The sequence below is a fragment of the Priestia abyssalis genome, from assembly GCF_002019595.1.
GTDB classification, from domain to species: Bacteria; Bacillota; Bacilli; order Bacillales; family Bacillaceae_H; genus Bacillus_BA; species Bacillus_BA abyssalis.
This window is the reverse complement of sequence record NZ_KV917369.1, coordinates 4957946-4983556: the sequence shown is the minus strand read 5'-3', so window position 1 is coordinate 4983556 and position 25611 is coordinate 4957946. Positions and strand designations below refer to the sequence as shown.

Below are 25611 nucleotides of genomic sequence, written 5' to 3'. Positions count from 1 at the left end.
CTAAAGGATGCCCATGTCCATTTTTTATATTTATATACGAAACCTTCATAAGCGGCAGTCGTACTTACTGTTCGTTAGAGAGCGGGTAAAAAAGTTGCTAGTGTCTCCACAAATTTTTCCAGACACTTCTGGTCTACTTCATCAAAACGATCTTTAATAGGGCTATCAATATCCAATACACCTAGAAGCTGCCCGTCTTTTATCATTGGAACGACAATTTCCGATTGAGATGCTGCGTCACATGCAATATGACCAGGGAATTGATGAACATCTGCTACCCGTTCTGTTTGTCGGTTTTGGGCAGCTGTTCCGCATACACCCTTACCGTAAGGAATCCGCACACAAGCGGGGAGTCCTTGGAAGGGACCAAGTACAAGACCGCTCTCTTCTGCTGTGTAAAATCCTACCCAGTTAACATCTGTTAAAAATTGATTTAATAGAGCTGAGGCATTAGCTAAGTTGGCTGTTGGATTGGGCTCTCCTTCAAGCAATGCTTGCAACTGCTTGATCACAAGCTCGTAATCTTTTTCTTTTGAACCGCTATATCTTTCGACATGAAACATGTGAAATTCCTCCGTTTATACATAGATATGTGTTGAGTTTAGCAAAAATGCGTCACTTCTCTTCCAATTTTGTCGACAAGATCTAAAAGGGAAGAAAAGGATAAAGAAGAATAAAAAAGAATTTGTATAATAAGTGGACTCATTAATGACTTATTTTGTCACAATCAGTATGTTTTTTCAATTTTTCTGTCTTCGATAAGTTGTGAAAATTCGACTTCATGCCGCGCCAAACAGGAAGTATCTATCTGTAATAATCCGATAAGTTCAAACTTCATGGAAAGGTGTGTCTAAAATGGTTGTCAAATCAAAAACAAAAGAAAAAGTAATGGATGCTGCTGTATCATTATTTAATACAAAAGGTTTTGACGGAACTTCCGTAAGGGAAATCGCTAAAAAAGCAAATGTAAATGTTGCGAACATATCCTACTATTTTGAAAGTAAGGAAGGATTATTAGAACATCTTGTCACGACCTTTTTTGAAGGATACATTCAAGTACTTGAACAAACCGTTGGAACTTTAGAACATCAATCAGCGAAGCAATGCTTAATGAATGTCATTCAATCTGTGATGGACTACCAGCATGAGCATCGCCATATTGCGCGAGTAGTGTATCGCCAGGTGTCGGTGGATACGATGTTTATTCGAGAAGTAATGACGACATATTTGGCTAAAGAAAAGTATATCTTAACCGCACTGCTGGAAAAGGGAGTCAAACAAAAAGAATTCAGGCGCTTAAATAGTCCGTATATTATTATGCAGCTAAAAGGAATGTTAACGATGCCTTACTTGCATTCTCAATATCTTGCTGAAGTCTTGTATGTCCTGCCGCATGAACCTTATTTTATCAAACAATATATAAAAGAGATGGAGAGGTGGGTGCATCAGGCTGTATGTAATGACCGTGGCCGGATGTACGTTACCCTTTAAAGATTGTTGGAAACCCCTGTCCTAAATCCTTCGCGCAATGGGCATCGGACCCATAAATGAGAGGGATTTTTTTCTTTTTTGCCTCTTCCACGACCCACTGCGGCGGATAAGTTTCCTGGCAGAGCGGTTTAAATAATCCAGCAGCATTGTAATCAAGCTGCAAGTTCAGATCACTTATCCGTTCTAAAATATGTATCATAGGAGCCTTGAAATCTTCCGAACACGGGAAGCGTCGCTGAAATTTATGTACTAAGGTGATGTGCCCTATTCTTTTCGGTTTGTATTTTCCAAGGTCAGATTCAATGGAAGACAAAACAGTATCGAAATAAGCTTCGTACACATTCCCGACGGAACTGAAACACTCAATCATTTGGCCAAATACATCATCGCTATAATCGAGACAATAATAAGTGAGGTCTTTTTTTAAAAAGTGTACCGATAAGATGCTATCATCAAGGTGGGGACCGTATTCATCCAAAAACTTCCTCGTTTCTTCTTCAAATCCTTCGATGTAGTCCACTTCTAAACCAACCTGAATGTTAAGATCTTTTCTAAATCTCTCTTTTACGCCACGAATTTCTAAGAGGTAACGTTCCATCTCTTGTAATGTAATTGCGCTGTCCTTAAAGGGAGTTGGGTCAGTAAAGCCCCTAGGGAGCGGGGCGTGTTCCGTAAATGAAATTTGTTCAAAACCTAATTGAATCGCTTGTTCGACATATTGATCCAGGGAGTCTTTGGATCCATGGGGACAAAATGGCGTATGAATATGTCCATCGATTTTCATCTATTATATCCTCCTAAAAATATTGGATTCGGTGTGTTATGCCAATTTTATAAAAAATATGCGGGGAAAGGCTAATATTTTATACAAAAAAATGAAAAAATTTCTCAAAAATCTTGTTGAACATGGTATCATAAAAACATTGACGAAAAAAATTTTAACAGGCTTATTGAAGGCCGCTTTTACATAAAGGTGTATGTTCAAAAAGGAAGATAAAAAGGACCGACGTCATTTTTCCTGGATTTTTTGAACATCCTCTAAAAAGACAGTTTTATGGGACGGGGAGTGTAAGGGGGCTTACTATGGAACTCACAATCGCGCTTATCATACTAGTAGTTGGATTGATTATTTATGGATTTTATTCCAGAAAGCAAATATACAAAGAAGTCGACCGCTTAGAAGCCATTAAGATGGAATTAATGCACATGCCTGTCGCAGAGGAAATTTCTAAAGTGAAAGAGTTAAATATGACAGGGGAAACGGAAGAGTTATTTGAGCGTTGGAGAGGGCAGTGGGATGATATTGTGACGGCAGACTTGCCTAAAATCGATGAGTTGCTGTTTGAAACGGAAGAAGCTGCTGATAAATATCGTTTTAAAAAAGCGAAGCAGTCATTGGTACATATCCAAGAATCGTTGACGGATATTAAAGGAAATATTCAAACGATTTTAGATGAACTTCAAAACTTGATAGGCAGTGAGCAAAGTAATCGTCATGACAGCGAAGCGCTCGAGCAATTTTACCGTGATGTTAAAAAGAAAGTGCTTGCCCATCGATACACGTATGGGAAAGCAGAGGAGAATCTGGACCGGGCTTTATCTGAAATTAAAGAACGATTCAGTGTCTTTGAAGAAGAGACAGAAAACGGAAATTATCTTCAAGCTCGAGATATCGTGTTGAGCATTCAACAAGATTTAACAACGATTAATGAATATCTTGAGGAAATTCCCAAGATGTTGACCGAGTCCCAAACAACGCTGCCAGCGCAATTGGAAGAATTGGCTGAAGGTTATGAAGAAATGTGCAGCCAGGGCTATGTACTAGATCATTTACAGGTGAAAGAATCGTTGGATAGCGTCTCTGCTGATTTAAAGTGGATAGTAGAACAAGTAGAAGATTTAAATATTGAAGAAGCGAAGATTCGATTAGCCGAAGTGAACCAGACCATCGATCATTTGTATGATTCATTAGAAAAAGAAGTATATGCTTACCATGAAATCAATCAAGGGGCAGGGAATATTTCTTCTCTCCTCAAACAGCTGCAAGACAAGAATAAGGAACTGAAGGAAGAAACGCTTTTTGTCCAACAAAGCTATCAATTGAATGAACAAGACTTGGACGCTTATCATAAAACAGATCGAGAATTAAAACGCTTGTCCAATTTGTATTATAGCGTGGCCAATAAAATTGCAGAGCAAAATCTTGCCTATACCGTTATCCAAGAAGAGTTAAATGAAGTATCCCTTCACCTTCAGCACGTTCAAGATCAACAGGAAGCCTATATTGAAGTATTGCAAACGCTGCGCAAAGATGAGTTGGCAGCAAAAGAGCAAATTCAAGAATTGCGCAAACAGTTGATAGAGGCAAAGCGCCTCATTCAAAAGGGGAATTTACCCGGTGTTCCGATTGAGTATAAAGAGCGTGTAGAAGAAGCGAAACGTTCGCTTCAAGAAGTGATGGCGAGGCTACAAGAAAAACCGTTAAATATAGCTCGTGTTAATGAACTGCTTGAGCTGGCGGTTGAGACTGTCCAATTGACCTTCACGGAAACGGAAGACATGCTCCAAGAAGCTTTTTTAGTGGAACGAGTCATTCAATACGGAAATCGTTACCGCAGCAGCTATCCATTTGTAGCACAATCCCTTAAAGAAGCTGAAGAGTCTTTTAGAAAGTATAACTATCATGCAGCCCTCCAGCAGGCTGCCAGTGCAATTGAGCAAGTGGAGCCTGGAGCCGTTGAACGTCTTCATTCGTTAATGACAAAAGACTAGCCATAAAAAAAAGACCTCCGATCTTTAGATCGGAGGTCTTTTTTTATGAAGCTTGTTTTATGGATTTGTTTTCTTTATTGGAAGGTCCGCTTTTTACTTTGCTTATTACATATCCTGCGATTGCGGCAATTCCAGCCGGCAGGATCCATCCTGCCCCATCGTTATAAAACGGCAAATAAGTCTGAAACGGACGATCAATCCACGCAATGGTAATGCCGAAAGCTTTTAAAGAATCCATTAAGCTTACAACAGAGCTAACGATTAATGGCAATATATACACTTCACGGCTAAAATCTCGAAACGATAAAACGACTAAAATGATGGCCAGTGGATAAATAAAGACCAAAATTGGAATGGAGATGCTGATTAATTGTGTCAATCCAATGTTGGCAATGACGGCACTGAAAACGGTCAAGAATATGACAATCGTTTTATAGGACAGGCCTGGAATCATTTTAGCAAAAAATTCACCGCAAGCTGTAGTCAGACCAACGGAGGTTGTTAAGCAAGCGAATGTAATGGCAAGACCGAGTATGACGGTTCCAAATGAACCGAAAAGATGGGTAGCTACAGAGGTTAAAATAGCTCCTCCGTTCTCTTTTATCCCGATTGCCTCTGGACTAGATGCTCCAATATAAGAAAGGGCTACATAAACGATTACAAGTCCGGCAGCGGCAATTAACCCTGCTTTCACACAAATAGAAGCAAGTGCCTTGCTGTCTGTTATCCCTTTTTCCTTAATGCTCGTGATAACGACAATTCCAAAAACAAGGGCGGCAATCGTATCCATCGTTAAATAGCCGTCAATGAATCCTTTAATAAAAGGAGACTGCATGTACCGTTCTTGAGGAGCTTGAAGGTCTCCCATAGGTGTAACCAAGCTTTTAATAACTAGGAGGGTTAACACTCCTAGAAGAAGCGGAGTTAAGATTTTTCCGACACGATCGACCATTTTGGATGGGTTTAAAGCCAGCCATAATGTAATACCGAAGAAAACAATCGTATATGCCGTGAGTGAAAAAAAGTTTTCTTTTAATCCTTCAGATAAAAAAGGCGTCACTCCAATTTCAAAGGCTACGGTACCGGTTCTTGGAATACCGAAAAAAGGACCGATAGCTAAATAAAGTATAATTGTAAAAAATATTCCGAAAATAGGGTGCACACGTTTAGCGATTTCTGTAAAATCGCCATTTGTTCTTGAAACGGCGATAACTGCTAATAAGGGCAAACCTACGCCGGTTATTAAAAAGCCAAAAGTGGCGATCCAAACATTCGTTCCTGCTGTCTGTCCTAAAGCAGGGGGGAAAATCATGTTACCTGCTCCAAAAAATAAGGCAAACAACATTAACCCGATTGCGAGAGTTTCTTTTTTTGATAATGTTTTATCCATATTTCCTCCTACATGATGATGAAGATTAAATCCATCATACATACTATCACAGATTAAAAAAAAATTGTCGATTTTTAAAATAGTCATAATAGTATGAAAAGTGATATTTTCAAATTACATCACGTTTTAAAAATGGCTTCAAATATGATAACATAAGTTGATATTTGACAAGCTGTGTGCACTAAGGAGGTTTAGCTGATGATATACTTGGATAATAGTGCAACGACGCCGCCTTATCAAGAAGTCATTGAATCTTTTTCAAAAGTATCTTCCCGGTATTATGGTAACCCCTCTTCGCTCCATCAATTTGGAATGGAAGCAGAAAATTTATTAACTCGAGCCCGCCGTCAAGTGGCAGATTTATTGGGGGTACAACCGAAGGAAATTGTCTTTACTTCAGGGGGAACTGAAGGGAATAATCTTGCTATTAAAGGAGCAGCTTTTCAGTATCAAACGAGAGGAAAGCATATTATTACAACATCTATCGAGCACGATGCTGTACATGAACCATTCAAACAATTGAAGCAATTTGGATTTGAAGTGACATATGTTCCTTCTGATCGAAATGGTTTTGTACGTGCCAAGGATATTGAGTCGGCTATGAGAGAAGATACGATTTTAATTTCTGTCATCCATGTTAATAATGAGATAGGGTCCATTCAACCTATTGAAGAAATTGGCAGCATGTTAAAGAAATATCCAAAGGTCTTATTTCATGTCGATCATGTGCAGGGAGTCGGAAAAGTTCCACTAAATATAAAAGACGCAAATATCCATTTATGCACGATCTCCGGTCATAAATTTCATGGATTAAAAGGAACCGGTGCGCTCTATATAAGGGAAGGGTTAATTCTTTCGCCGCTTTTAAGCGGAGGGGATCAGGAATTCCAGCTTCGCTCCGGTACACAAAATGTGGCGGGGGCCGTTTCATTGGCCAAAGCATTAAGAATGACGATGGATCAGTATGAAGTCAACATTCATCGTGTTTCAGGCATGAAGGGAAAGCTAATGGAGGAATTGGCAAAAGGTGAGGGGATTAAGGTAAACACGCCTGCCAGCCAATCCGCTCCTCATATCGTTAATATAACAGTTAAGGGAGTAAAGGCAGAAGTGCTTCTTCATAGCCTTGAAGAGAAAGGGATTTTCGTTTCTACAACATCTGCTTGTTCTTCCAAAAAGAAACAGCCGAGCAAAACATTGCTGGCGATGGGGCGAAGTGAAGAGGAAGCGAATGAGGCCATTCGCCTCAGTTTATCTTATCTGAATATAAACGACGATGTAGACTATATCGTACAATCCATTTTTGCAGCAGTAGAACAATTGAAAAAAGTAATGAGGGATTCTAAATGATTTATGATTATATTTTAATTCGATACGGCGAAATTTCAACAAAAGGACAAAACCGTAAGAAATTTGTTGATCGGCTAAAGCGAAATATTAGTGATGTGTTAGCGCGTTACTCTAATATTTTCATCGAACAGACTCGTGATCGTATGTATATTCGATTGAACGGAGAACAGCATGAACCCATCATGAATGAACTTCAAAAGGTATTTGGAATTCAAAGCTTTAGCTTAGCTGTAAAGGTCAAAAATGATGTAGAAGAGATAAAAAAAGTCGCTCTAGAAGTAATGAAAGAGTATGATCAAGAATCGACGACGTTCAAAGTCACCGCAAGAAGAGCGTATAAACAGTTTCCGCTCGATACAAATGAACTCAATTATGCAGTTGGAAGCCATATTTTAAAAAATACGAATCATTTTACAGTGGATGTACGCAACCCTGATATTAACTTGCGGGTAGAAGTCAGGGAGGATGCGACGTATATTACGAGCTTAAATGTCCCTGGAGCGGGAGGATTGCCTGTTGGAACAAGCGGAAAAGCCATGCTTATGCTTTCTGGTGGAATCGACAGTCCAGTAGCGGGGTATTTGGCAATGAAACGAGGACTGGAAGTTGAAGCCGTTCACTTTTATAGTCCGCCGTTTACGAGCGAGCGTTCAAAACAGAAAGTAATTGATTTAGCTCAAAAACTAACCAATTATAGTGGAAAAGTGAAATTGCATATTGTCCCATTTACAACGATTCAGCAAGCCATTCAAAAACAAGTGCCCGAAAACTATACGATGACCTCAACAAGAAGAATGATGTTAAAAATCACGGATCGTTTGCGTCATCGTCATCAAGGGCTGGCCATTGCGACAGGGGAAAGCTTGGGGCAAGTCGCCAGCCAAACATTAGAGAGTATGTTTGCGATTAATAACGTAACATCTACACCTATTCTCCGGCCTCTTATTACGATGGATAAAACAGAAATCATTGAGATTGCCAAAGAGATTGACACGCATGACATCTCCATCCAACCATATGAGGATTGCTGTACTATTTTCACCCCGGCAGCGCCTAAAACAAGGCCGAAGCTCGAGAAAGTAGAGCGTTATGAACAATTCATTGATTTTGACTCGCTGATTGAAGAAGCGGTGCAAGGAACAGAGACAATGGAATTGAAAGCAGGGGAAATAGAAACGGTTCAAGTAGAGGAAGATTTATTCTGATAAATTTCTAAAAATTACCAAACTTTTTTTGTATGAAGCCATGTGTTTTTACACATTATATACTCACAAGGAGGTGAAAACACATGGCAAACAACAATCGCAGCAGCAATCAATTAGTAGCACCTGGTGCACAACAAGCTATCGACCAAATGAAATACGAAATCGCATCTGAATTTGGTGTAAATCTTGGTGCAGACACAACAGCTCGTGCAAACGGTTCAGTTGGTGGTGAAATCACTAAACGTTTAGTGCAAATGGCTGAGCAACAACTTGGAGGCGGAAGCTTCTAATTAACCAAACAATAGAATATACAATGGCTACAAAGGGTGGGGTTCTTCCCCACTCTTTTATATTATCCTTTTTTGGGAATATCATACTCTAATATCCATTTTAAGGAAAGTTTGGTCCTGAAAAGAAAATCGGACATGGCTTCAGAAGAAGCCATGTCCGATTTTCTTTTAATGCGCTTTAAGGATTAGCAGTTTTCCATTAATTATAAGAATGTACGTTGTACACGGCGCCAGAATGAGTTGTCCTTTAATTTTACCGTTTTGATTTGACGGTCACTTAAACGAATGGACAGTTCTTCTACATGACGAACGCCGGATGCTTCATTATCCATACCGATTGTTGGATAATGGTTATCATCATTAATTAATTTTAATGTTAAGGTATGAGCGTTGCTTAAAATGAAAGAAGAACCTAACGTACGGTATGTATTATTATTTAAAGAAGCAATTTCGCTTACTTGCATGCATGGTAATAATGGGTCTACTACTGCACCGCTGACGGATTTATTATAGGCTGTACTTCCGGTTGGAGTTGAGATGATCATCCCGTCTCCGCGAAATGTTTCAAAGTGTAAATCATTAATATAAACGTCCATCTCAAAAGTTTTAATCAGCGTCGAACGTATAGAGCACTCATTTAAGCAATAAAATGAATGTGAATTGTTAACCGTTACATCAATGACTGGAAATCGTCTTACTTCTATACTTTCGGTTGTCATAGCCTCCAGCATTTTTGCCGTGTCATCGATATGGAAATCACAATAAAAGCTTGGATCACTGGAAGTTGAAATTCCTGCATATAAACAATCATCACGGAAGCCAGATTGGCGTACAGCTTGAAGGAAGGTGCCGTCTCCACCAACAGCGACGATAATATTTGCTTCCTGCATAGTATTAACTAACTTGAAATCATGTTCTGCTGCGAGTTTGTGAAGAGGTTGAATTTTTTCCAGAAGCTCTTCGCTTTTCTTGTAAAATAAATAAACATTACGACGATTAGGCATGTTGTCTCCCCCTTGTGTGTGCGATGTATCGAGATGTGAAACATTTCTTGGAAATAGAAAAGTTTGCTAAAATAATTATATCATTCTTTTGGACATAGTTAAAAGAATTATTTAATAATTTAGAAGATTGTATCAGGAGGTCTGGGATGAATAAGAAAAGATGGATTGCACTAATGATTGCCGTTGGTTTATTTTTCATTTCTAATTTGGTGAATGTTGCTTCTAACGCTATTTTTTCAGATGTAGGGGAGGAGGGAGTGCCCGGCTTTTTTCAAGGAATGAATGAAGGTTTTAGTGAAACGATTATAGAAGAAGGGGATCCGAATAAAAAAGTGTTAATTCTTGATGTAGAGGGAGTCATTCAAGATACGGGAGACGTTTCCTCTCCTTTTATGAACCAGGGTGGATATCATCATGATAACTTTTTGGCCATGCTTGACCAAGCCCAAAAGGACAACAGCGTCAAAGCTTTGGTGTTGAAAGTAAATTCGCCTGGAGGGGGAGTAGTGGAAAGTGCGGAAATACATAAAAAGTTAATGGAATTCAAGAAGAAAACGAAAAAGCCTCTTTATATATCCATGGGGACGATGGCTGCTTCAGGAGGTTATTATATTTCAACGGCAGCAGATAAAATTTATGCCATACCTGATACACTGACAGGCTCTTTAGGGGTTATTATGCAAGGCATCAACTACAGCGGGTTGGCAGAAAAATACGGGGTGAAATTTGAAACAATCAAAAGCGGCCCGTACAAAGACATAATGTCTCCCTCCAGAGAGATGACGGAGGAAGAACGAAAGATTATGCAAACACTCGTTAATAATGCTTACAGTGGATTTGTTAATGTGATTAAAGACGGGCGAAACTTGTCGGAGGAAAGAGTTCGTGGAATTGCCGATGGACGCATCTATGATGGAAGACAAGCGAAAGAATTGGGCTTGGTGGATGAACTTGGGTATCTAGAAGACACCATAGCAGACGTAAAAAAAACAGCTTCGCTGAAAAATGCTCAAGTAGTTGAATACGATCAAATGTTTAGTTTAAGCTCCATTCTTTCTGCTAAATCTCAGCAACTGCTTTCAGATGATGTGGAGTTAACTAGTTTGATGAAGATGTTATCGAAACCAAATTCTCCGAGGCTGATGTACTTATATGCAGAGTAGAGGTGAGAGAATGAACGGACATGAACCATATATAGAAGAGACGGAAGTTCAAACAAGTATAGAAGAAAAGACTCCAAGAGAGAAAGTTTACGTATGGTATGCAGGCTTTTGGATGAGGTTATGGGCCTACCTTCTTGACTTAGTTGTCGTAATGAGTATACAAAAGCTATTGATTGCGCCTTTTTTTAGAGCGGCAGGGTTAACATCTGATACGGGATGGTTGTCACCCGTTAATTGGGCAATGGCAGCTGTTTTTTACCTGTACTTTATTCTCATGACGAAGCAATTTAGCCAGACCATCGGAAAAATGATCATGGGCCTGAAAGTCATTAGTTTGACGGATGACTGCTTAACATGGTCAGCGGTCATCTTTAGGGAATTGATAGGGAGATATATTTCGAAAACGGCCCTCTTCCTCGGATATGCAGTAGTGGCTTTTACAAGCAAAAAAAGAGGATTTCATGATTACTTTGCAGAAACCTCCGTTATTCATGAAAAACAGCCTGCTTACTTAATAGAAAAAAACAGTGCAGGATGAATGATTCTGTTGGATTTGATGAGGGCGGTCTTAAAAGACAAAAGTTTGGGACCGCCTTTTTTAGAATCAGCTCCTTTCTGGAATATTGTTCCTTTATCTTTTCTATTTCCAAGAAGCTAGTTTGATTACCTGAAAGAATGGAAATAATGGAAGGTTGAGAAGGAGTGAAGATTTGTGCTATGGGTTTGGCTATTGCTATCGGCATTCTGTGTACTCATTTTTATTATTTTCATTAGTAAACTGCGGATTCAAGTGAATGTGAATCGTGTGCGCGGTAATGATTTCTATCAAATTAAATGTTCCTTATGGTTCGGTTTGATTCGGTATACATATAAGATTCCTGTCATAAAGGTGGATGAAGATTCCCCCACCGTTGTGGTGGATGAGGAAATGAAAGCAGGCAACCCTTCGCAGGAAAAAGGGGGACAGGATCAATGGAAAGATTATTCTATTCAGGATGCCGCCCGTTTAATTGAAGACATGAAGGAATTTTTGGAGCATGTGGTAGGTTTCCATAAAATTGTGAAGCGTTTTTTAAGTCATGTGTCCATAGAGAGAATTCGCTGGAATACGGTAATTGGGAGCGGAGACGCTATGTATACAGGGGTGACTGTGGGAATGATTTGGTCTCTTAAAGGCTCTTTAATCGGAATCGTCAGTCAATATATGAGATTGAAAGACCATCCGATTATAGAAGTTTTGCCTTCTTTTCAATATCATACCTTGGAAACAAGGTTTCAATGTATGATTTCATTTCGAATCGGGCATGCTATTTTAACGAGTTTACGGATTCTCAAACATTGGAAAAAGTTCCGCCATAAACGTACGGAACGTTTAGGGAATGTTCAATCCGAGAAGGTCCATTCGGTAAAAATGTGAGGAGGCTACAAGTATGTCAGAACATCCTATTAAAAGTTTAATGTCAACAGCAATGGAAAACTTAAAGGAAATGATTGACGTTAACACCATTATTGGTGATCCCGTTGAAACACCAGATGGAAGTGTCATTTTAACTGTTTCGAAGGTAGGTTTTGGGTTTGCTGCAGGCGGAAGCGAATTTTCGGTAGACGGGCAAAAGCAGTCCGGTCAAGGGGGACAATCTCAGGGGCAGGGACAAGAGACTAAACTGCCGTTTGGCGGCGGAAGCGGGGGCGGTGTCTCCATTACCCCTATTGCTTTTTTAATTGTGAGTCCTACAGGCATTAAAATGCTCCATTTAAATGAAGGGACCCATTTGGTAGAGAAGATTTTAGACAATGCTCCGCAAGCGATGGAAAAAATCCAACAGATGTTTAAGAAAAATGAGAATAATAATCAAAATGGATATTATGCTCAAAATCAACAACAGCAAAATCCTCAAGGGCCGTCCATGGGAATGTAAACTGCATGAATTTAAAACATCCGCTCCTGTATTCGAAAGATGTCGTGGGGGCGGTTTTTAATGGAAAAGGTAAAGAAGATTAAAGATAGAAAAGTTGAAATAATTGCATTCTTTCAGCATTGAGGATAAGATGAACAGTGTACATATTTTTTTAGATAAAGGGAGGATATTTTCATGGCTGTAACATTTAAAGGAAATGCAGTAACGTTAATGGGGAGTCAAGTAAAGGCGGGAGATAAGGCACCTAACTTTACAGTGTTGGCAAACGATTTATCTGAAGTGACACTTGACGATACAAAAGGTTCTGTTCGTTTAATCAGTGTGGTTCCTTCTATTGATACAGGCGTATGTGATGCTCAGACACGCCGTTTTAACGAGGAAGCTGCAAAGCTTGATAACGTGAAAGTTTTAACAGTAAGTGTAGACTTACCATTTGCACAAAAACGCTGGTGCGGCGCTCATGGCATTGAAAATGTTCAAACTCTTTCTGATCACCGCGATTTATCTTTCGGTGAAGCGTACGGTGTTGCCATTAAGGAATTACGTTTATTAGCACGTTCTGTATTCGTTATCAATTCAAATGATGAAGTAACGTATGCAGAGTATGTGAGCGAAGTAACGGATCATCCAAACTATGAAGCAGCTATCGAAGCGGCAAAAGCAGCTAACTAAATATTCCTTGATACAGAAAAAGACGGTAAACAAAAAAGTTTACCGTCTTTTTCTGTATCTCTTAAAACATGGTGGTTTTTACATTAGACTTTTTTGAAAGGTTGTTGCTTTTGAAAGCAAGAGTGAAGGGCGGTTATTTTTGAATTACAGAATGAGTTTATGATAAAATGGGTTGTTCTAATCATAAAACCACTATTCGATTACATAAAGAAAACCTTTAATACCCGCTTGAGCGGGAGAAAAGCCTGAATAGTTAGGAGGAAATCATATGAGTGATTTAGTAAAAATGGAAGAATTATTTGGAGTGATTGATCAAACAGCCATTATTCTTCGAAAAGAGTTACAGTGTTCGTATTTAGAAGCGGTGTCAGAAACGGGAGAAAATTTATTTCACGGGACCATTTTGCAAGAAGAACTGGATGAAGTGACGAAAAAACGCTTAGAAAAAGAATACAGCAAAGTCCAGCTTGGGAAGTATGCGAAGGAGACGATTCGTAAAGCTTATCAATTGGCGGTCTTAAAAGGAATGAAAGAAGCAACCCAGCCTAATCACCAAATGACTCCTGACGCGGTCGGCCTTTTTATGAGCTACTTAATCAGCAAACTGATGTCGGAAGAAAAAGATTATACATTGCTGGACCCCGCAGTGGGGACAGGGAATTTGTTAATGACCGTCTTAAATTATGAGGGATCAAAAGCGAAACAGGCGTATGGCATCGATGTGGATGACTTACTCATTAAACTGGCGTACGTGAACGCTAATTTACAGGAGCAGCCTGTTCAGTTATTTAATCAGGACAGCTTGCAGCCGTTGTTCATCGATCTGGTCGATTTAGTCGTAGGTGATTTACCTGTCGGATATTATCCAAATGACGTGGGAGCGGCCGTTTACAAGGTGAGAGCGGAAGAAGGACATTCTTATGCCCATCACCTTTTTATTGAACAAAGCTTGAATTACACCAAGCCGGGCGGTTATGTCGTGCTGCTCATTCCCAATAATTTGTTTGAAACAGAACAAGCGAAACAACTCCACACTTATTTGAAAGAAGAGGCCATCATTCAAGGGTTGATTCAGCTGCCTTTATCTTTATTCAAGCAAGAAAGCATGGCGAAAAGCATTTTCATCCTTCAGAAAAAAGGAGAAGATGTCACTCCGCCGAAAGAAGCGTTGCTTGTGAATATGCCAAAGTTCAGCAATAAAGAAGCGATGAATCGAATTATGACAGAAATCGACAAATGGTTTCGAGCAAAGCGCGGTTGATAGACGTTTCTGAATAGTACGAATTTACGATAGACCTGTTAAAAATAGCGGATAACTCTTGAAATAAACAGCTCGCAGTGATTAAATGAATTAGGGATAGAGATCGTGTCGAATTGCATAGAATATTGTAGAGATGAAAATCAACATGTACGTACAAAAAGGAGCTGTTTTTAGTTATGTCAAAAATTATGGCCATTAATGCCGGCAGTTCATCATTGAAGTTTCAATTGTTTGAAATGCCAAGTGAAAATGTTTTAACAAAGGGTCTCGTTGAACGGATCGGTCTTAATGATGCTGTTTTCACTATTACAGTAAATGGAGAAAAGCAAACAGAAGTAACAGAAATTCCTGACCACTCTGTTGCTGTCAAAATTTTAGTTGAGAAATTGCTTTCTACAGGGATCATCAAGTCTTATGATGAAATTACTGGTATCGGTCACCGTGTGGTTCACGGAGGAGAACGCTTTAACGATTCTGTATTGCTGACAGAAGAAACGATAACAGAAATTGAAGCTTTATCAGATTTAGCGCCTCTTCATAATCCAGCTAACGTAGTCGGGATTAAATCATTCCAGGAAATTTTACCGAATGTACCGGCAGTGGCGGTATTCGATACAGCTTTCCATCAAACGATGCCTGAACAGTCTTATTTATATAGCCTGCCTTACGAGTACTACGAAAAATATGGCATTCGTAAATATGGTTTCCATGGGACTTCTCATAAATATGTATCAGAGCGTGCGGCAGAATTGCTTGGCCGTCCAGTCGAGCAGCTTCGCCTCATTTCTTGTCACTTAGGAAATGGAGCAAGTATCGCGGCCATTGAAGGCGGTAAATCAATCGATACATCTATGGGCTTCACACCGCTTGCTGGGGTAGCGATGGGAACGCGTTCTGGTAACATTGACCCGGCGTTAATTCCTTATATTATGGAAAAAACGGGTAAAACTGCAGAAGAAGTTATCAGTGTATTAAACAAAGAGAGCGGTATGTTAGGTATTTCAGGTTTCTCAAGCGACCTTCGCGATATTGAACAAAGTTCAGAAGAAGGAAACGAGCGTGCAGAGCTTGCCCTTCAAGTGTTTGCAAGCCGTATTCATAAATATATCGGTTCTTATGCGGCGCGTATGTCTGGTGTAGATGCGATCATCTTTACAGCAGGTATCGGGGAAAACAGTTCAGAAATTCGTTCGCGTGTACTTCGCGGTTTAGAATTCATGGGTGTATACTGGGACCCGGCTTTAAATAATGTTCGTGGTGAAGAAGCGTTTCTAAGCTATCCTCACTCACCGGTAAAAGTATTTATCATTCCGACAAACGAAGAAGTCATGATTGCACGTGATGTTGTGCGTTTAGCTAATATTTAATGTAAGAAAAGCGCAAGCGCCTTGGTCAGCTCGTGAAGGAAAGAGGGATTGACCCATAAGGCGCTTTTTGCCTTATGAGGGCAATCATCTTTTCCACAGCGAGCTAGACACCAGTACTGGTCGAAAAATACTTTCTTACTCTTAAGTAAAAGAGGATGACTCAAAAGATATAAAAAACATACCTTTTGAGTCATCCTACTGAAAGGACCCGTCATGAAAATCCAGTAAACTAAAGGATTTCGTGACGGGTCCTTTCAGTAAAAAATAACTTTCGCGGCCTGTTTATGAATTATGGGACAGCTGCTTTTTTATGTAGAAGGAAGTATATTTGATATAATAATGGATAACATTGTTTGGCAGAAAGGGTGATTAGCCTTGTTAACGAAGCGGGATGAACTGGTTTTACGGGAAATAGAAGAGTGGACAGAGGGGCTGCAAATGTACACACCCCACGAGCTTCAGCTTACATACTCACAATGGCTTGAACAGACGATTTCCGTTATTCCAGAAGACATTCGTCTTAACTATATTAACAAATTAGATGAATGGTTATTTCATGTTAGTTCATGGCTTCAAGATTCGAACATACAGCAGAAATCCAAAAAGCAAATCTTGACCTCAGCCCGTGCATTTTATGGAGACGTTGACCAGATTGAAGACCTGAAGCATTTAACGATTGATCAATTGAACTATTTAGCGGAACAAAAATTGGCGAAGCAAAGACTATATGGGTTTATTCAAGGGGGATTGACAGGGACGGGCTCTTCCCTTTTTATGAGTGTGGATATGCCTGTTTTGGTGCTGCTGAATTTAAGGACGGTTCAATTAGCAGCTATGAGTTACGGCTATGAAATTAATTCCCCGTTTGAGCTTATGTTGTCTTTAAAGGTTTTTCATGCCGCCAGTCTTCCGAAACAGTGGCAAAGTCAAGGCTGGGATTATTTAATGAACGAATTGGCTACACATGAGCATTCTTTCTTTTATGAAGGAAATGAAAAAGTGTTGGATGAAACATGGTTTGAAAAAAACATTAATCAATTGCTGAAAACAACCCTGCTTATTCTTATGAAGAAAAGCGTGTCAAAACGAAATCCGCTCTTGAGTATGTTTTTGGGGGGCGTGATGAACTACCAATTTACCCGTCAAACAGCAGATTATGCAAAACGTTTTTATCAATATCGTTATTTACGTGAAAAAGGCAGGGATTTTGATGAATCATAACCAACATATTTTGCATGCGCCAAACTCTTTACGATGTGCGGTGGTTACAGTAAGTGATACACGTACAGAAGAAACGGATAAAAGCGGGCAACGAATTATGTCTCTTCTGCAAGAGCAAAATCATGAGGTGCGTTTCTATAAAATCGTTACAGATGATGAAATCAGTATACGAGAAGCCGTGATAGAAGCGGCAGCACAGCCGGATATCGATGCAGTTATCACAAACGGTGGAACAGGGATAGCAAGCCGTGACGTAACGATTGAAACGGTAAAACCCTTGCTGGAAAAGGAGATAGTCGGCTTTGGAGAACTTTTTCGAATGTTGAGTTATACAGAGGATATTGGTTCTCGAGCTATGTTGAGCCGTGCTGTTGCGGGTGTAAGAGAGAAAAAAGTCATTTTTTCATTACCGGGTTCAACCGGAGCGGTTACATTAGGGATGAACAAGCTCATCTTGCCTGAACTGCGCCATGTTATTAGTGAGATACGTAAATAAGCAGCTGTTTCATGAGTATAAGTTAAAACATAAAGGAAACTTCCATCAGTGGGGATCTTACTGCCCGTTAATGCAGGATGGAAATTATTTTTTCCTGAAAGGCCCCGTAACAGATTCTGTTACGGGGCCTTTCAGGAGGATGCCTATAAAGGGGATTTTTCCCCTTTGTAGGCATCCTCTTTGTATTAGTTATGCATTTTAGCTGTCACATCTTGATTCGTCCGGTACCAAATCCATAAATCATTAATAACGGAAGCCAGCTCTGCAATTTCGCTGTTTAATTGACATGACTTTTTAAAATTCATTTCTTCTTCTAAACAAGCTTGTTTTTGGTTGATGGTTCTTTCTAAATGGAATATACGATCAGGAATTTCTCCGCGAATTTTTTCCCAGTATAATAAAATTTCTTGCTGGGTATGCTTATCATATTGTTCCCATTCATCGCTAAGTGCCGGGATTTGAATTCCAAGCCGTTCGTTGTAAGCAAAATAAGACTCCATTTTTCCTTCCCCCTGCCTTCATATATATCTATTTTACAAAAAAGTGTGAAAACATGCTATCAACCTCGAATTTTTCAGACTATTTATTTATATTTATACAAAAATATGAATATGTATTGCAAGTCGGATAGGATTATGTTACATTATTATTAACTTAGATGAATAAAAATTAAACGATTAGTTGATATATATAGGAGGAACTAGTAATGAACAAAGAAAAAGTTGTATTGGCTTATTCCGGTGGATTAGATACATCCGTTGCAATTAAATGGTTACAGCAACAAGGATATGATGTCGTAGCAGTAGGATTAGACGTGGGCGAAGGTAAGGACGTTGAGTTTGTAAAGGAAAAAGCGCTTCAAGTTGGTGCTGTAGAATCTTACTCTATCGATGCGAGAAAAGAATTTGCTGAGGATTACGTACTTCCGGTATTACAAAGTCATGGATTATATGAAGGAAAATATCCGCTTGTATCGGCTTTATCCCGTCCTTTAATTTCAAAAAAGCTTGTAGAAATTGCTGAGCAAGTTGGCGCGGTTGCAGTTGCACACGGATGTACAGGAAAAGGGAACGACCAAGTTCGTTTTGAAGTTTCCATTATGGCGTTAAATCCGGACTTAAAAGTATTAGCTCCTGTCCGTGAGTGGAGCTGGTCACGTGAAGAAGAGATTGAGTATGCAAAAGAACACAATATTCCGATTCCAATTAATTTGGACAATCCATACTCTATCGATGCAAACCTTTGGGGAAGAGCATGCGAGTGCGGTGTATTAGAAGATCCATGGGCAGCTCCGCCAGAGGGTGCTTACGATATGACAACACCAATTGAAGCAACTCCAGATCAAGCTGACATTGTGGAAATTGAGTTTAATCAAGGTGTTCCAGTTGCATTGAATGGAAAAGCATATGAACTGCATGAGTTAATTTTAGAATTGAACACATTAGCTGGTAAGCATGGCGTGGGTCGTATTGATCATGTAGAAAATCGCCTTGTTGGTATCAAATCTCGTGAAGTATACGAATGCCCGGCGGCTCTTACGTTAATTAAAGCGCATAAAGAGCTTGAAGACTTAACATTAACGAAAGATGTAGCGCATTTTAAGCCGATTATTTCTAACAAATTAACGGAGCTGATCTACAACGGTCTATGGTTCTCTCCATTGCATAAGGCATTGCTTGCATTTATGGAAGATACACAAAAGAATGTAACAGGCACAGTACGCGTGAAGTTATTCAAAGGCCATGCAATCGTTGAAGGGAGAAAGTCTCCGTACTCTTTATATGATGAGAAGCTTGCAACATATACAAAAGAAGATGAATTCAACCACCAAGCAGCAGTGGGCTTCATCGAATTATTCGGCTTACCAACGAAAGTTTACAGCCAGTTGCATAATGAGAAGAAGGTGGAAGCGTGAAAAAGTTATGGGGAGGACGTTTTACAAAACGTCCTGAACAATGGGTAGATGAATTCGGGGCTTCAATTGCATTCGACCAGCAATTGGTCCAAGAAGACATTCAAGGAAGCTTAGCGCATGTCAAAATGTTAGCAAAATGCGGCATTTTACCAAATGAAGATGCGGAGGCCATTCAAAATGGTCTCCTCTCTTTACTTGAAAAGGCCGAAAAGGATGAATTAGCATTTTCTGCCCAATACGAAGACATTCATCTTAATATTGAGAAGCATTTAATTGATGAAATTGGTCCTGTAGGAGGAAAACTGCATACGGGAAGAAGCAGGAACGATCAGGTGGCAACGGATATGCATTTATATTTAAAAAAGCATGTCTTGAACATCGTTTCGCTTATTGAGAGCTTACAAAAAGAATTAGTTGAAAAAGCCGAGAAGCATGTGGAGACATTGATTCCAGGTTATACGCATTTACAGCGTGCCCAACCCGTTTCATTTGCTCATCATCTATTGGCTTACTTTTGGATGCTGCAACGTGATGTAGAGCGTTTCAAAGAATCCTTGAAGCGTATCGATATGTCTCCTTTGGGGGCAGGAGCGCTTGCAGGCACTACATTCCCGATTGACCGTGAATATAGTGCACAGTTGCTTGGATTTTCAAGTATTTACGAAAATAGCATGGATGCGGTAAGCGACCGTGACTTCATCCTTGAATTTTTAAGCAACAGTTCAATGCTGATGATGCATTTATCGCGCTTTTGCGAAGAGCTTATTTTATGGTCGAGCCAAGAGTTTCAATTTGTAGAAATTGATGATACGTATGCGACAGGCAGCAGCATCATGCCGCAAAAGAAAAACCCTGACATGGCAGAACTCATTCGCGGGAAAACGGGACGCGTGTACGGAAATTTATTTGGCTTGTTAACAATCATGAAAGGCTTGCCTCTTGCTTATAATAAAGATCTGCAAGAAGACAAGGAGGGCATGTTTGATACAGTCACGACAGTTGAAGGATGCTTGACAATCTTTGCTGGTATGATTTCTACGATGGCAGTGAATGAGGAAAAGATGGAGCAAACGACAAAACAAGATTTTTCAAATGCGACAGAACTGGCAGACTACTTGGCAGCGAAAGGCATGCCATTCCGCGAAGCGCATGAAGTAGTGGGTAAGCTCGTCTTAATATGCATTCAAAAAGGAATTTATTTGATGGATTTACCGTTAGAGGAGTATGAACAAGCATCATCTTTATTCGAATCGGATATTTACGATGTATTAAACCCGCGTACAGCGGTTAATCGCCGTAACAGTCAAGGTGGAACAGGATTTTCACAAGTAAAGGCTGCTATTCAGAAAGCGAAAGCACTTCTCTCGGACTATGCAGTAAATCAACAGTCATAACATCGATGAAAATGGAGTGTAAATAAATAGTTCAAAAGGCCGCGAATCAAAAGTCGTGGCCTTTTTTTGGAAGCAAAAACTATTTGGAGAGCTCCGTTTGGGCAGGTTAAAGAGCTTGTTCTTGTTGATTACGAGTATAACATTAATAAATATACAGAGAATAAAGGAGTGTTGGATAAGTTGTGACAAAGGAGAGCTGATGTTATGAACGATAAAAAGCAGCCGCAGCATGTATATGAGTACGATGAAACTGGACTTCAACAAACGCAGCAATTGCTGAATGATGCTTATGTAAGCGGGAGTGTAGGAGGAGGCTTTACGGCGCCGACCTATGAAAGTATCGCAGGGGAAGCGGAGTAAAAGAAAAGAGAGGTGCCAAAAAAGTTGAGAAACGAGAAAAGCACCTCTTTTTCTTTAGGTGTTTGCAGTGTCTTTCTTTCAATCTGTACATACAATGAAATACAATAAGATGCAAAGGAGACGTCCGTGTATGCGAATAGGGATACCGAAGGAAATCAAAAATAATGAAAACCGTGTGGCTATGACTCCTGCAGGAGCGATGACGCTCATTAGCAGGGGACATGAAGTATATATTGAAACAGGAGCGGGCAGCGGTTCTGGATTTGAGGATGACCATTATGTTCAGGCGGGGGCACAAATTGTGGCGAGTGCCAAAGAAGCATGGTCGATGGATATGGTGATGAAAGTGAAAGAACCCCTTCCTTCTGAATATGATTTTTTCCGGGACGGACTAATTTTGTTTACATATCTACATTTAGCGCCAGAACCGGAATTAACAAAAGCTCTTATAGAACGCAAGGTCATCGGTATCGCTTATGAAACGGTACAGTTGCCAAATCGATCACTCCCGCTTTTGACTCCTATGAGTGAAGTGGCGGGCAGGATGGCTGCACAAATCGGAGCGCAGTTTTTAGAGAAAACAAAGGGTGGAAAAGGGATATTGCTCGGAGGAGTGCCAGGTGTCCAGAAGGGGAGGATTACCATTATCGGCGGTGGTGTGGCAGGAACAAATGCAGCTAAAATTGCAATCGGTTTAGGGGCGGATGTTACCATCATTGACTTAAATGTCGATCGTCTTCGCCAGCTTGACGATATTTTTGGAAATGATATTAAGACACTGATATCTAATCCTTATAATATAGCCCATTCTGTTAAAGAGTCTGACCTAGTGATAGGGGCGGTTCTAATCCCAGGTGCAAAAGCGCCGAAGCTTGTAACGGAACAAATAATTCAAACGATGGAGCCGGGCTCTGTTGTTGTAGACATTGCAATTGACCAAGGCGGGATTTTTGAAACAACGGACCGCATTACGACCCATGATGAGCCAACCTATGAAAAATACGGAGTATTGCATTACGCTGTTGCAAATATGCCCGGGGCAGTGCCGAGAACGTCGACCATGGCTTTAACGAACGTGACGGTTCCGTATGCCGTTCAAATTGCGGATAAAGGATATAAGCAAGCATGTTTAGAAAATGACGCTTTACTTAAAGGTGTGAACACTCTCAATGGATTTGTGACGTATGGAGCGGTGGCGGATGCACATCAACTCATGTATTCCGACGCTAAAACATTGCTGGAACAACTGTAAAAACGACGATGACCCAAAAGGGCAAAAATCAGCCTTTTTGGGTCATCTTCATGAAAGGTCCCATCTTTAAAAATCAGGGATAAAACAGGGTCTTTCATTAAATGTAAGCTTTGCGGTTTATCATAGAATTATAGTTCAGCTCCGTTTTTTACATGATTAAACGTTCACTTATTTGGGTATGGGTAATGAAAAAGCCTTTTTTAAATTTTGGGACATTAGAAGAAGGAATGGAAATTGTAAGAGGATTTTGTTCCTGTTTCTTGAAATAGAAAAGGGAGAAAACAGTAAGGAGAGATGGATATGCGTATTTCTTATCACGGACATTCAGTCGTTAAAATTGAGACAACGGAGAAAACTTTATTGATTGACCCGTTTATTAATGGGAATGCAGAATGCGATTTAAAGGCCGACGAAGTGAAGGCAGATGTCATTTTATTAACACATGGGCATAACGATCATGTAGGCGATACTGTTGAAATTGCCAAACGCAATGATTCACTTGTCATCGCTCCGTTTGAATTGGCAACCTTTTTAGGATGGAAAGGGGTTAATACTCATCCAATGCATATCGGCGGCGCCCATAGATTCGATTTTGGAACCGTCAAGTTAACGCAGGCGTTTCATGGTTCCAGTTATACAGATGAAGAGACGAAACAAATTACATATACCGGGATGCCGGCAGGACTGCTCATTACCATCGATGGAAAAACCATTTATCATGCAGGGGATACGGCGCTTTTTTCTGACATGAAGTTATTGGAACGCTATAATATTGATGTGGCTTTTTTACCGATTGGCGATAATTTTACAATGGGCCCTGAAGATGCTTCTATTGCGGCCGAGTGGATTTCGGCTAAAACAGTTGTTCCTATTCACTACAATACATTTCCTGTGATTAAACAGGATGCCGAATCGTTTGTAAAAGGATTAACGAAATGCGAAGGAAAAGTCATGAAAATAGGCGAGTTTATCGAGCTGTAAGCAACAGTATTTCTTGATCATTTAAAGTAGAAAGTATAGTCTATTTCTGGAATTTATTTCTAATAAAGTGGGGAATCGTCAATTTTGCTTTTTGTCTGAAAGGAACCGTCAGTTAAAAGCTGGGCTTTAATCAATTTTTGATGACGGTTCCTTTTCAGGAGGGTGAATAAGAAGCGTGATATCACGCTTCTTATTCATCCTCCTTTTTTTGATTCTTATATAGGAGGGACGAGCATAAAATAAGTTATAAAAGCAATGGTCATGAACCTCTGATTATGAGAGCGGAAGCAAAGGGAAAAGAAGGAGAGGGTGGAAAATGAGGAATCAAACAATGTTATCGCTGTTATTGTGCGGATTGATGCTGTATTATGCAATCCCGCGTCTTGCAGTAGATGTGAATAGTGCGCAAGGTTTTTTTTCGTTATCGTGGCTGTTTTTAGCCCTGCTTGTTACAGGAGGGAATTTATCGAGTCTCCTCTATAATTCGAAAAAATTTGCCCAGCAGCGTCAAATCGCGAAATATCCGTCTCGACAAGGAGAAAGGAAACGAATGACAGAGCGCGGGTAAGCTGCATTGAATCACAACAAATTCACCCTTATAATAGAAGTTAACAGAAACTCTTTACGTCTATACCTTTTACCAGTACAATGTCATAATGAATTAACTAGTTATTAAGTGGAATGTAGATTAAAAAATTAAGCAGTATGATTTTCGAATAGAATGAAAATGTTTTTTAAAAGGGTGAAGCAGCTTGGCTACTAAGCATGAACAAATTTTACAGCATATTGATTCCTTGCCGATTGGTGAGAAAATATCCGTTCGTCAGATTGCAAAAGATTTAAATGTAAGTGAAGGGACCGCTTACCGTGCCATTAAAGATGCGGAAAATAAAGGGTATGTATCAACAATTGAACGCGTTGGTACGATTCGAATAGAACGAAAGAAAAAAGAGAACATTGAAAAGCTGACGTTTGCCGAAGTTGTCAACATTGTAGATGGCCAAGTGCTTGGGGGAAGAGAAGGGTTGCATAAAACCCTCAATAAATTTGTCATCGGGGCAATGAAGCTCGAAGCGATGATGAGATATACGGGCGCCGGGAACTTATTGATTGTCGGAAATCGTACAAAAGCCCATGAACTGGCTTTGGAAGCTGGAGCGGCCGTTCTTATAACAGGAGGATTTGATACGGATGAAGATGTGAAGCAGCTGGCTGATGAACTTAAGCTTCCCATTATCTCTACAAGTTATGACACATTCACTGTGGCGACGATGATTAACCGTGCGATTTACGACCAGTTAATCAAAAAAGAAATTGTCCTTGTGGAAGATATTTTAACAGCAGTAAATGATACGGTCATCTTAAAACTTGATGATACTATTGAGAATTGGTATGAATACAATGAACAAACCCGGCACAGCCGTTTTCCGGTTGTCGATCAGCATTTAAAGGTACAGGGGATGATAACCTCTAAAGATATTATTGGATATGATAAACAAACACCTATTGAAAAAGTGATGACGAGAAATCCGATGATTGTTCATGGAAAGACGTCTGTTGCTTCAGCTGCCCATATGATGGTGTGGGAAGGGATTGAAGTGCTGCCCGTTGTGGATGATTACCATCGCTTAGAAGGAATCATCAGCAGACAGGACGTATTAAAAGCCTTGCAGATGATTCAGCGCCAGCCGCAAGTTGGAGAAACAATCGACGATATCGTGACCAATCAATTTGTCGATGTGACGGAAACAAAAGGCGATCAATTTTATCGCTGTGAAGTGACTCCACAAATGACCAATTATATGGGGACCATCTCATACGGGGTGTTTACGACCATTGTGACAGAAGCGGCCAACCGTGTGCTTCGGACTCATAAAAAAGGCGATTTAGTCATTGAAAATGTCACCATTTATTTTATTAAACCCGTTCAAATTGAAAGTATGATTGAAATCCGTCCGAAGGTGCTGGAGTTAGGACGGAAATTTGCCAAAGTGGACGTTGAAGTGTACAACGAAGGAGTTGTCGTGGGTAAGGCGCTTATGATGGCACAAATTTTAGACCGGACGTAACAAAGAGAGAACCTTTACACAGCAGTTGTGAAAGGTTCT

General features: G+C 40.0%; 26 protein-coding genes. 21 read left to right on the top strand and 5 right to left on the bottom strand.

Going from position 1 to position 25611, the window contains the following annotated elements; genetic code table 11:
- Positions 1-74: 74 nt before the first annotated feature.
- Positions 75-563 (bottom strand): GAF domain-containing protein, encoded by a 489-nt coding sequence (locus BK575_RS23840; protein WP_078414052.1) that lies wholly within the window; start codon positions 561-563, stop codon positions 75-77.
- Between the two features lie 292 nt (positions 564-855).
- Here BK575_RS23840 and refZ point away from each other — a divergent pair, with 292 nt between their 5' ends.
- On the top strand, positions 856-1491 hold the full coding sequence (gene refZ / locus BK575_RS23835) for a forespore capture DNA-binding protein RefZ (protein WP_078414051.1): 636 nt from the start codon (positions 856-858) through the stop codon (positions 1489-1491).
- Here the strand turns inward: refZ and hisJ are convergent.
- Positions 1481-2275 carry a histidinol-phosphatase HisJ gene (hisJ, locus tag BK575_RS23830; protein ID WP_078414050.1) on the bottom strand — a complete coding sequence of 265 codons (795 nt, stop codon included), beginning with the start codon at positions 2273-2275 and terminating at the stop codon, positions 1481-1483. The two genes, refZ and hisJ, sit on opposite strands and share 11 nt — an antisense overlap.
- A gap of 299 nt (positions 2276-2574) precedes the next feature.
- Between hisJ and ezrA the strand changes: the two genes are divergently transcribed.
- Positions 2575-4263, top strand: coding sequence for a septation ring formation regulator EzrA (gene ezrA, locus BK575_RS23825; protein ID WP_078414049.1), 1689 nt, complete (start codon positions 2575-2577; stop codon positions 4261-4263).
- Between the two features lie 43 nt (positions 4264-4306).
- On the opposite strand, the gene brnQ is transcribed toward ezrA, so the two are convergent.
- Positions 4307-5653 (bottom strand): branched-chain amino acid transport system II carrier protein, encoded by a 1347-nt coding sequence (brnQ, locus tag BK575_RS23820; protein ID WP_078414048.1) that lies wholly within the window; start codon positions 5651-5653, stop codon positions 4307-4309.
- 198 nt (positions 5654-5851) lie between these two features.
- On the opposite strand from brnQ, the gene BK575_RS23815 reads away from it, so the two are divergent.
- The 3 genes from BK575_RS23815 (at position 5852) to BK575_RS23805 (ending at position 8498) form a co-directional block, all read left to right on the top strand.
- On the top strand, positions 5852-7003 hold the full coding sequence (locus tag BK575_RS23815) for a cysteine desulfurase family protein (RefSeq protein WP_078414047.1): 1152 nt from the start codon (positions 5852-5854) through the stop codon (positions 7001-7003).
- Positions 7000-8208, top strand: a complete 1209-nt coding sequence (gene thiI, locus BK575_RS23810; protein WP_078414046.1) for a tRNA uracil 4-sulfurtransferase ThiI — start codon at positions 7000-7002, stop codon at positions 8206-8208. The genes BK575_RS23815 and thiI overlap by 4 nt, the downstream gene beginning before the upstream one ends.
- Positions 8209-8291: 83 nt before the next feature.
- Positions 8292-8498: an alpha/beta-type small acid-soluble spore protein gene (locus BK575_RS23805; RefSeq protein ID WP_078414045.1), complete on the top strand. Its 207-nt coding sequence runs from the start codon at positions 8292-8294 to the stop codon at positions 8496-8498.
- 203 nt (positions 8499-8701) lie between these two features.
- Here BK575_RS23805 and BK575_RS23800 read toward each other — a convergent pair whose 3' ends face one another.
- On the bottom strand, positions 8702-9502 hold the full coding sequence (locus BK575_RS23800) for an NAD kinase (RefSeq protein ID WP_078414044.1): 801 nt from the start codon (positions 9500-9502) through the stop codon (positions 8702-8704).
- Positions 9503-9648: 146 nt separating this feature from the next.
- On the opposite strand from BK575_RS23800, the gene sppA reads away from it, so the two are divergent.
- From sppA to BK575_RS23755, 9 genes are all read left to right on the top strand, one after another.
- A complete protein-coding gene (sppA, locus tag BK575_RS23795) occupies positions 9649-10665 on the top strand; it encodes a signal peptide peptidase SppA (protein WP_078414043.1) in 1017 nt (338 codons plus the stop codon).
- A gap of 10 nt (positions 10666-10675) precedes the next feature.
- Positions 10676-11203: an RDD family protein gene (locus BK575_RS23790; RefSeq protein ID WP_078414042.1), complete on the top strand. Its 528-nt coding sequence runs from the start codon at positions 10676-10678 to the stop codon at positions 11201-11203.
- 174 nt (positions 11204-11377) lie between these two features.
- Positions 11378-12082, top strand: coding sequence for a DUF2953 domain-containing protein (locus tag BK575_RS23785; protein ID WP_078414041.1), 705 nt, complete (start codon positions 11378-11380; stop codon positions 12080-12082).
- A gap of 13 nt (positions 12083-12095) precedes the next feature.
- Positions 12096-12584, top strand: coding sequence for a GerW family sporulation protein (ytfJ, locus tag BK575_RS23780; RefSeq protein WP_078414040.1), 489 nt, complete (start codon positions 12096-12098; stop codon positions 12582-12584).
- A gap of 174 nt (positions 12585-12758) precedes the next feature.
- Positions 12759-13256 carry a thiol peroxidase gene (tpx, locus tag BK575_RS23775; RefSeq protein WP_078414039.1) on the top strand — a complete coding sequence of 166 codons (498 nt, stop codon included), beginning with the start codon at positions 12759-12761 and terminating at the stop codon, positions 13254-13256.
- A gap of 268 nt (positions 13257-13524) precedes the next feature.
- Entirely contained in the window at positions 13525-14517 is a 993-nt protein-coding gene (locus tag BK575_RS23770) for a class I SAM-dependent methyltransferase (RefSeq protein WP_078414038.1), read from the top strand.
- Between the two features lie 176 nt (positions 14518-14693).
- Positions 14694-15884, top strand: a complete 1191-nt coding sequence (locus tag BK575_RS23765; RefSeq protein WP_078414037.1) for an acetate kinase — start codon at positions 14694-14696, stop codon at positions 15882-15884.
- Positions 15885-16259: 375 nt separating this feature from the next.
- Complete coding sequence (locus tag BK575_RS23760) at positions 16260-17105, top strand: EcsC family protein (RefSeq protein ID WP_078414036.1); 846 nt, start codon at positions 16260-16262, stop codon at positions 17103-17105.
- Entirely contained in the window at positions 17095-17601 is a 507-nt protein-coding gene (locus BK575_RS23755) for a MogA/MoaB family molybdenum cofactor biosynthesis protein (protein WP_078414035.1), read from the top strand. Before BK575_RS23760 ends, BK575_RS23755 begins: the two co-directional genes overlap by 11 nt.
- Positions 17602-17786: 185 nt before the next feature.
- Here BK575_RS23755 and BK575_RS23750 read toward each other — a convergent pair whose 3' ends face one another.
- A complete protein-coding gene (locus BK575_RS23750) occupies positions 17787-18101 on the bottom strand; it encodes a hypothetical protein (protein WP_078414034.1) in 315 nt (104 codons plus the stop codon).
- 206 nt (positions 18102-18307) lie between these two features.
- On the opposite strand from BK575_RS23750, the gene BK575_RS23745 reads away from it, so the two are divergent.
- The 7 genes from BK575_RS23745 to BK575_RS23720 all read left to right on the top strand — a co-directional run bounded on the left by BK575_RS23745 (position 18308) and on the right by BK575_RS23720 (position 25572).
- Positions 18308-19516, top strand: coding sequence for an argininosuccinate synthase (locus BK575_RS23745; RefSeq protein ID WP_078414033.1), 1209 nt, complete (start codon positions 18308-18310; stop codon positions 19514-19516).
- On the top strand, positions 19513-20910 hold the full coding sequence (gene argH, locus BK575_RS23740) for an argininosuccinate lyase (RefSeq protein ID WP_078414032.1): 1398 nt from the start codon (positions 19513-19515) through the stop codon (positions 20908-20910). Before BK575_RS23745 ends, argH begins: the two co-directional genes overlap by 4 nt.
- A gap of 204 nt (positions 20911-21114) precedes the next feature.
- Complete coding sequence (locus BK575_RS28795) at positions 21115-21270, top strand: hypothetical protein (protein WP_169907966.1); 156 nt, start codon at positions 21115-21117, stop codon at positions 21268-21270.
- 130 nt (positions 21271-21400) lie between these two features.
- Complete coding sequence (gene ald / locus BK575_RS23735; RefSeq protein ID WP_078414031.1) at positions 21401-22522, top strand: alanine dehydrogenase; 1122 nt, start codon at positions 21401-21403, stop codon at positions 22520-22522.
- 300 nt (positions 22523-22822) lie between these two features.
- Positions 22823-23503: a metal-dependent hydrolase gene (locus BK575_RS23730; RefSeq protein WP_078414030.1), complete on the top strand. Its 681-nt coding sequence runs from the start codon at positions 22823-22825 to the stop codon at positions 23501-23503.
- A 316-nt stretch (positions 23504-23819) separates the two neighbouring features.
- Positions 23820-24071 (top strand): hypothetical protein, encoded by a 252-nt coding sequence (locus BK575_RS23725; RefSeq protein WP_078414029.1) that lies wholly within the window; start codon positions 23820-23822, stop codon positions 24069-24071.
- Between the two features lie 184 nt (positions 24072-24255).
- Complete coding sequence (locus BK575_RS23720) at positions 24256-25572, top strand: CBS domain-containing protein (RefSeq protein ID WP_078414028.1); 1317 nt, start codon at positions 24256-24258, stop codon at positions 25570-25572.
- Positions 25573-25611 lie beyond the last annotated feature (39 nt).

What these genes read in the sequence shown, in the direction of transcription:
- BK575_RS23765 (WP_078414037.1), top strand. Translation starts at nt 14,694, where the DNA reads ATGTCAAAAATTATGGCCATTAATGCCGGCAGTTCATCATTGAAGTTT.
- BK575_RS23805 (WP_078414045.1), top strand. Translation starts at nt 8,292, where the DNA reads ATGGCAAACAACAATCGCAGCAGCAATCAATTAGTAGCACCTGGTGCA.
- ytfJ (WP_078414040.1), top strand. Translation starts at nt 12,096, where the DNA reads ATGTCAGAACATCCTATTAAAAGTTTAATGTCAACAGCAATGGAAAAC.
- BK575_RS23725 (WP_078414029.1), top strand. Translation starts at nt 23,820, where the DNA reads ATGAGGAATCAAACAATGTTATCGCTGTTATTGTGCGGATTGATGCTG.
- BK575_RS23815 (WP_078414047.1), top strand. Translation starts at nt 5,852, where the DNA reads ATGATATACTTGGATAATAGTGCAACGACGCCGCCTTATCAAGAAGTC.
- BK575_RS23790 (WP_078414042.1), top strand. Translation starts at nt 10,676, where the DNA reads ATGAACGGACATGAACCATATATAGAAGAGACGGAAGTTCAAACAAGT.
- BK575_RS23730 (WP_078414030.1), top strand. Translation starts at nt 22,823, where the DNA reads ATGCGTATTTCTTATCACGGACATTCAGTCGTTAAAATTGAGACAACG.
- refZ (WP_078414051.1), top strand. Translation starts at nt 856, where the DNA reads ATGGTTGTCAAATCAAAAACAAAAGAAAAAGTAATGGATGCTGCTGTA.
- brnQ (WP_078414048.1), bottom strand. Translation starts at nt 5,653, where the DNA reads ATGGATAAAACATTATCAAAAAAAGAAACTCTCGCAATCGGGTTAATG.
- BK575_RS23750 (WP_078414034.1), bottom strand. Translation starts at nt 18,101, where the DNA reads ATGGAGTCTTATTTTGCTTACAACGAACGGCTTGGAATTCAAATCCCG.
- BK575_RS23770 (WP_078414038.1), top strand. Translation starts at nt 13,525, where the DNA reads ATGAGTGATTTAGTAAAAATGGAAGAATTATTTGGAGTGATTGATCAA.
- ezrA (WP_078414049.1), top strand. Translation starts at nt 2,575, where the DNA reads ATGGAACTCACAATCGCGCTTATCATACTAGTAGTTGGATTGATTATT.
- sppA (WP_078414043.1), top strand. Translation starts at nt 9,649, where the DNA reads ATGAATAAGAAAAGATGGATTGCACTAATGATTGCCGTTGGTTTATTT.
- thiI (WP_078414046.1), top strand. Translation starts at nt 7,000, where the DNA reads ATGATTTATGATTATATTTTAATTCGATACGGCGAAATTTCAACAAAA.
- BK575_RS23745 (WP_078414033.1), top strand. Translation starts at nt 18,308, where the DNA reads ATGAACAAAGAAAAAGTTGTATTGGCTTATTCCGGTGGATTAGATACA.
- ald (WP_078414031.1), top strand. Translation starts at nt 21,401, where the DNA reads ATGCGAATAGGGATACCGAAGGAAATCAAAAATAATGAAAACCGTGTG.
- hisJ (WP_078414050.1), bottom strand. Translation starts at nt 2,275, where the DNA reads ATGAAAATCGATGGACATATTCATACGCCATTTTGTCCCCATGGATCC.
- tpx (WP_078414039.1), top strand. Translation starts at nt 12,759, where the DNA reads ATGGCTGTAACATTTAAAGGAAATGCAGTAACGTTAATGGGGAGTCAA.
- BK575_RS23755 (WP_078414035.1), top strand. Translation starts at nt 17,095, where the DNA reads ATGAATCATAACCAACATATTTTGCATGCGCCAAACTCTTTACGATGT.
- BK575_RS28795 (WP_169907966.1), top strand. Translation starts at nt 21,115, where the DNA reads ATGAACGATAAAAAGCAGCCGCAGCATGTATATGAGTACGATGAAACT.
- BK575_RS23840 (WP_078414052.1), bottom strand. Translation starts at nt 563, where the DNA reads ATGTTTCATGTCGAAAGATATAGCGGTTCAAAAGAAAAAGATTACGAG.
- BK575_RS23800 (WP_078414044.1), bottom strand. Translation starts at nt 9,502, where the DNA reads ATGCCTAATCGTCGTAATGTTTATTTATTTTACAAGAAAAGCGAAGAG.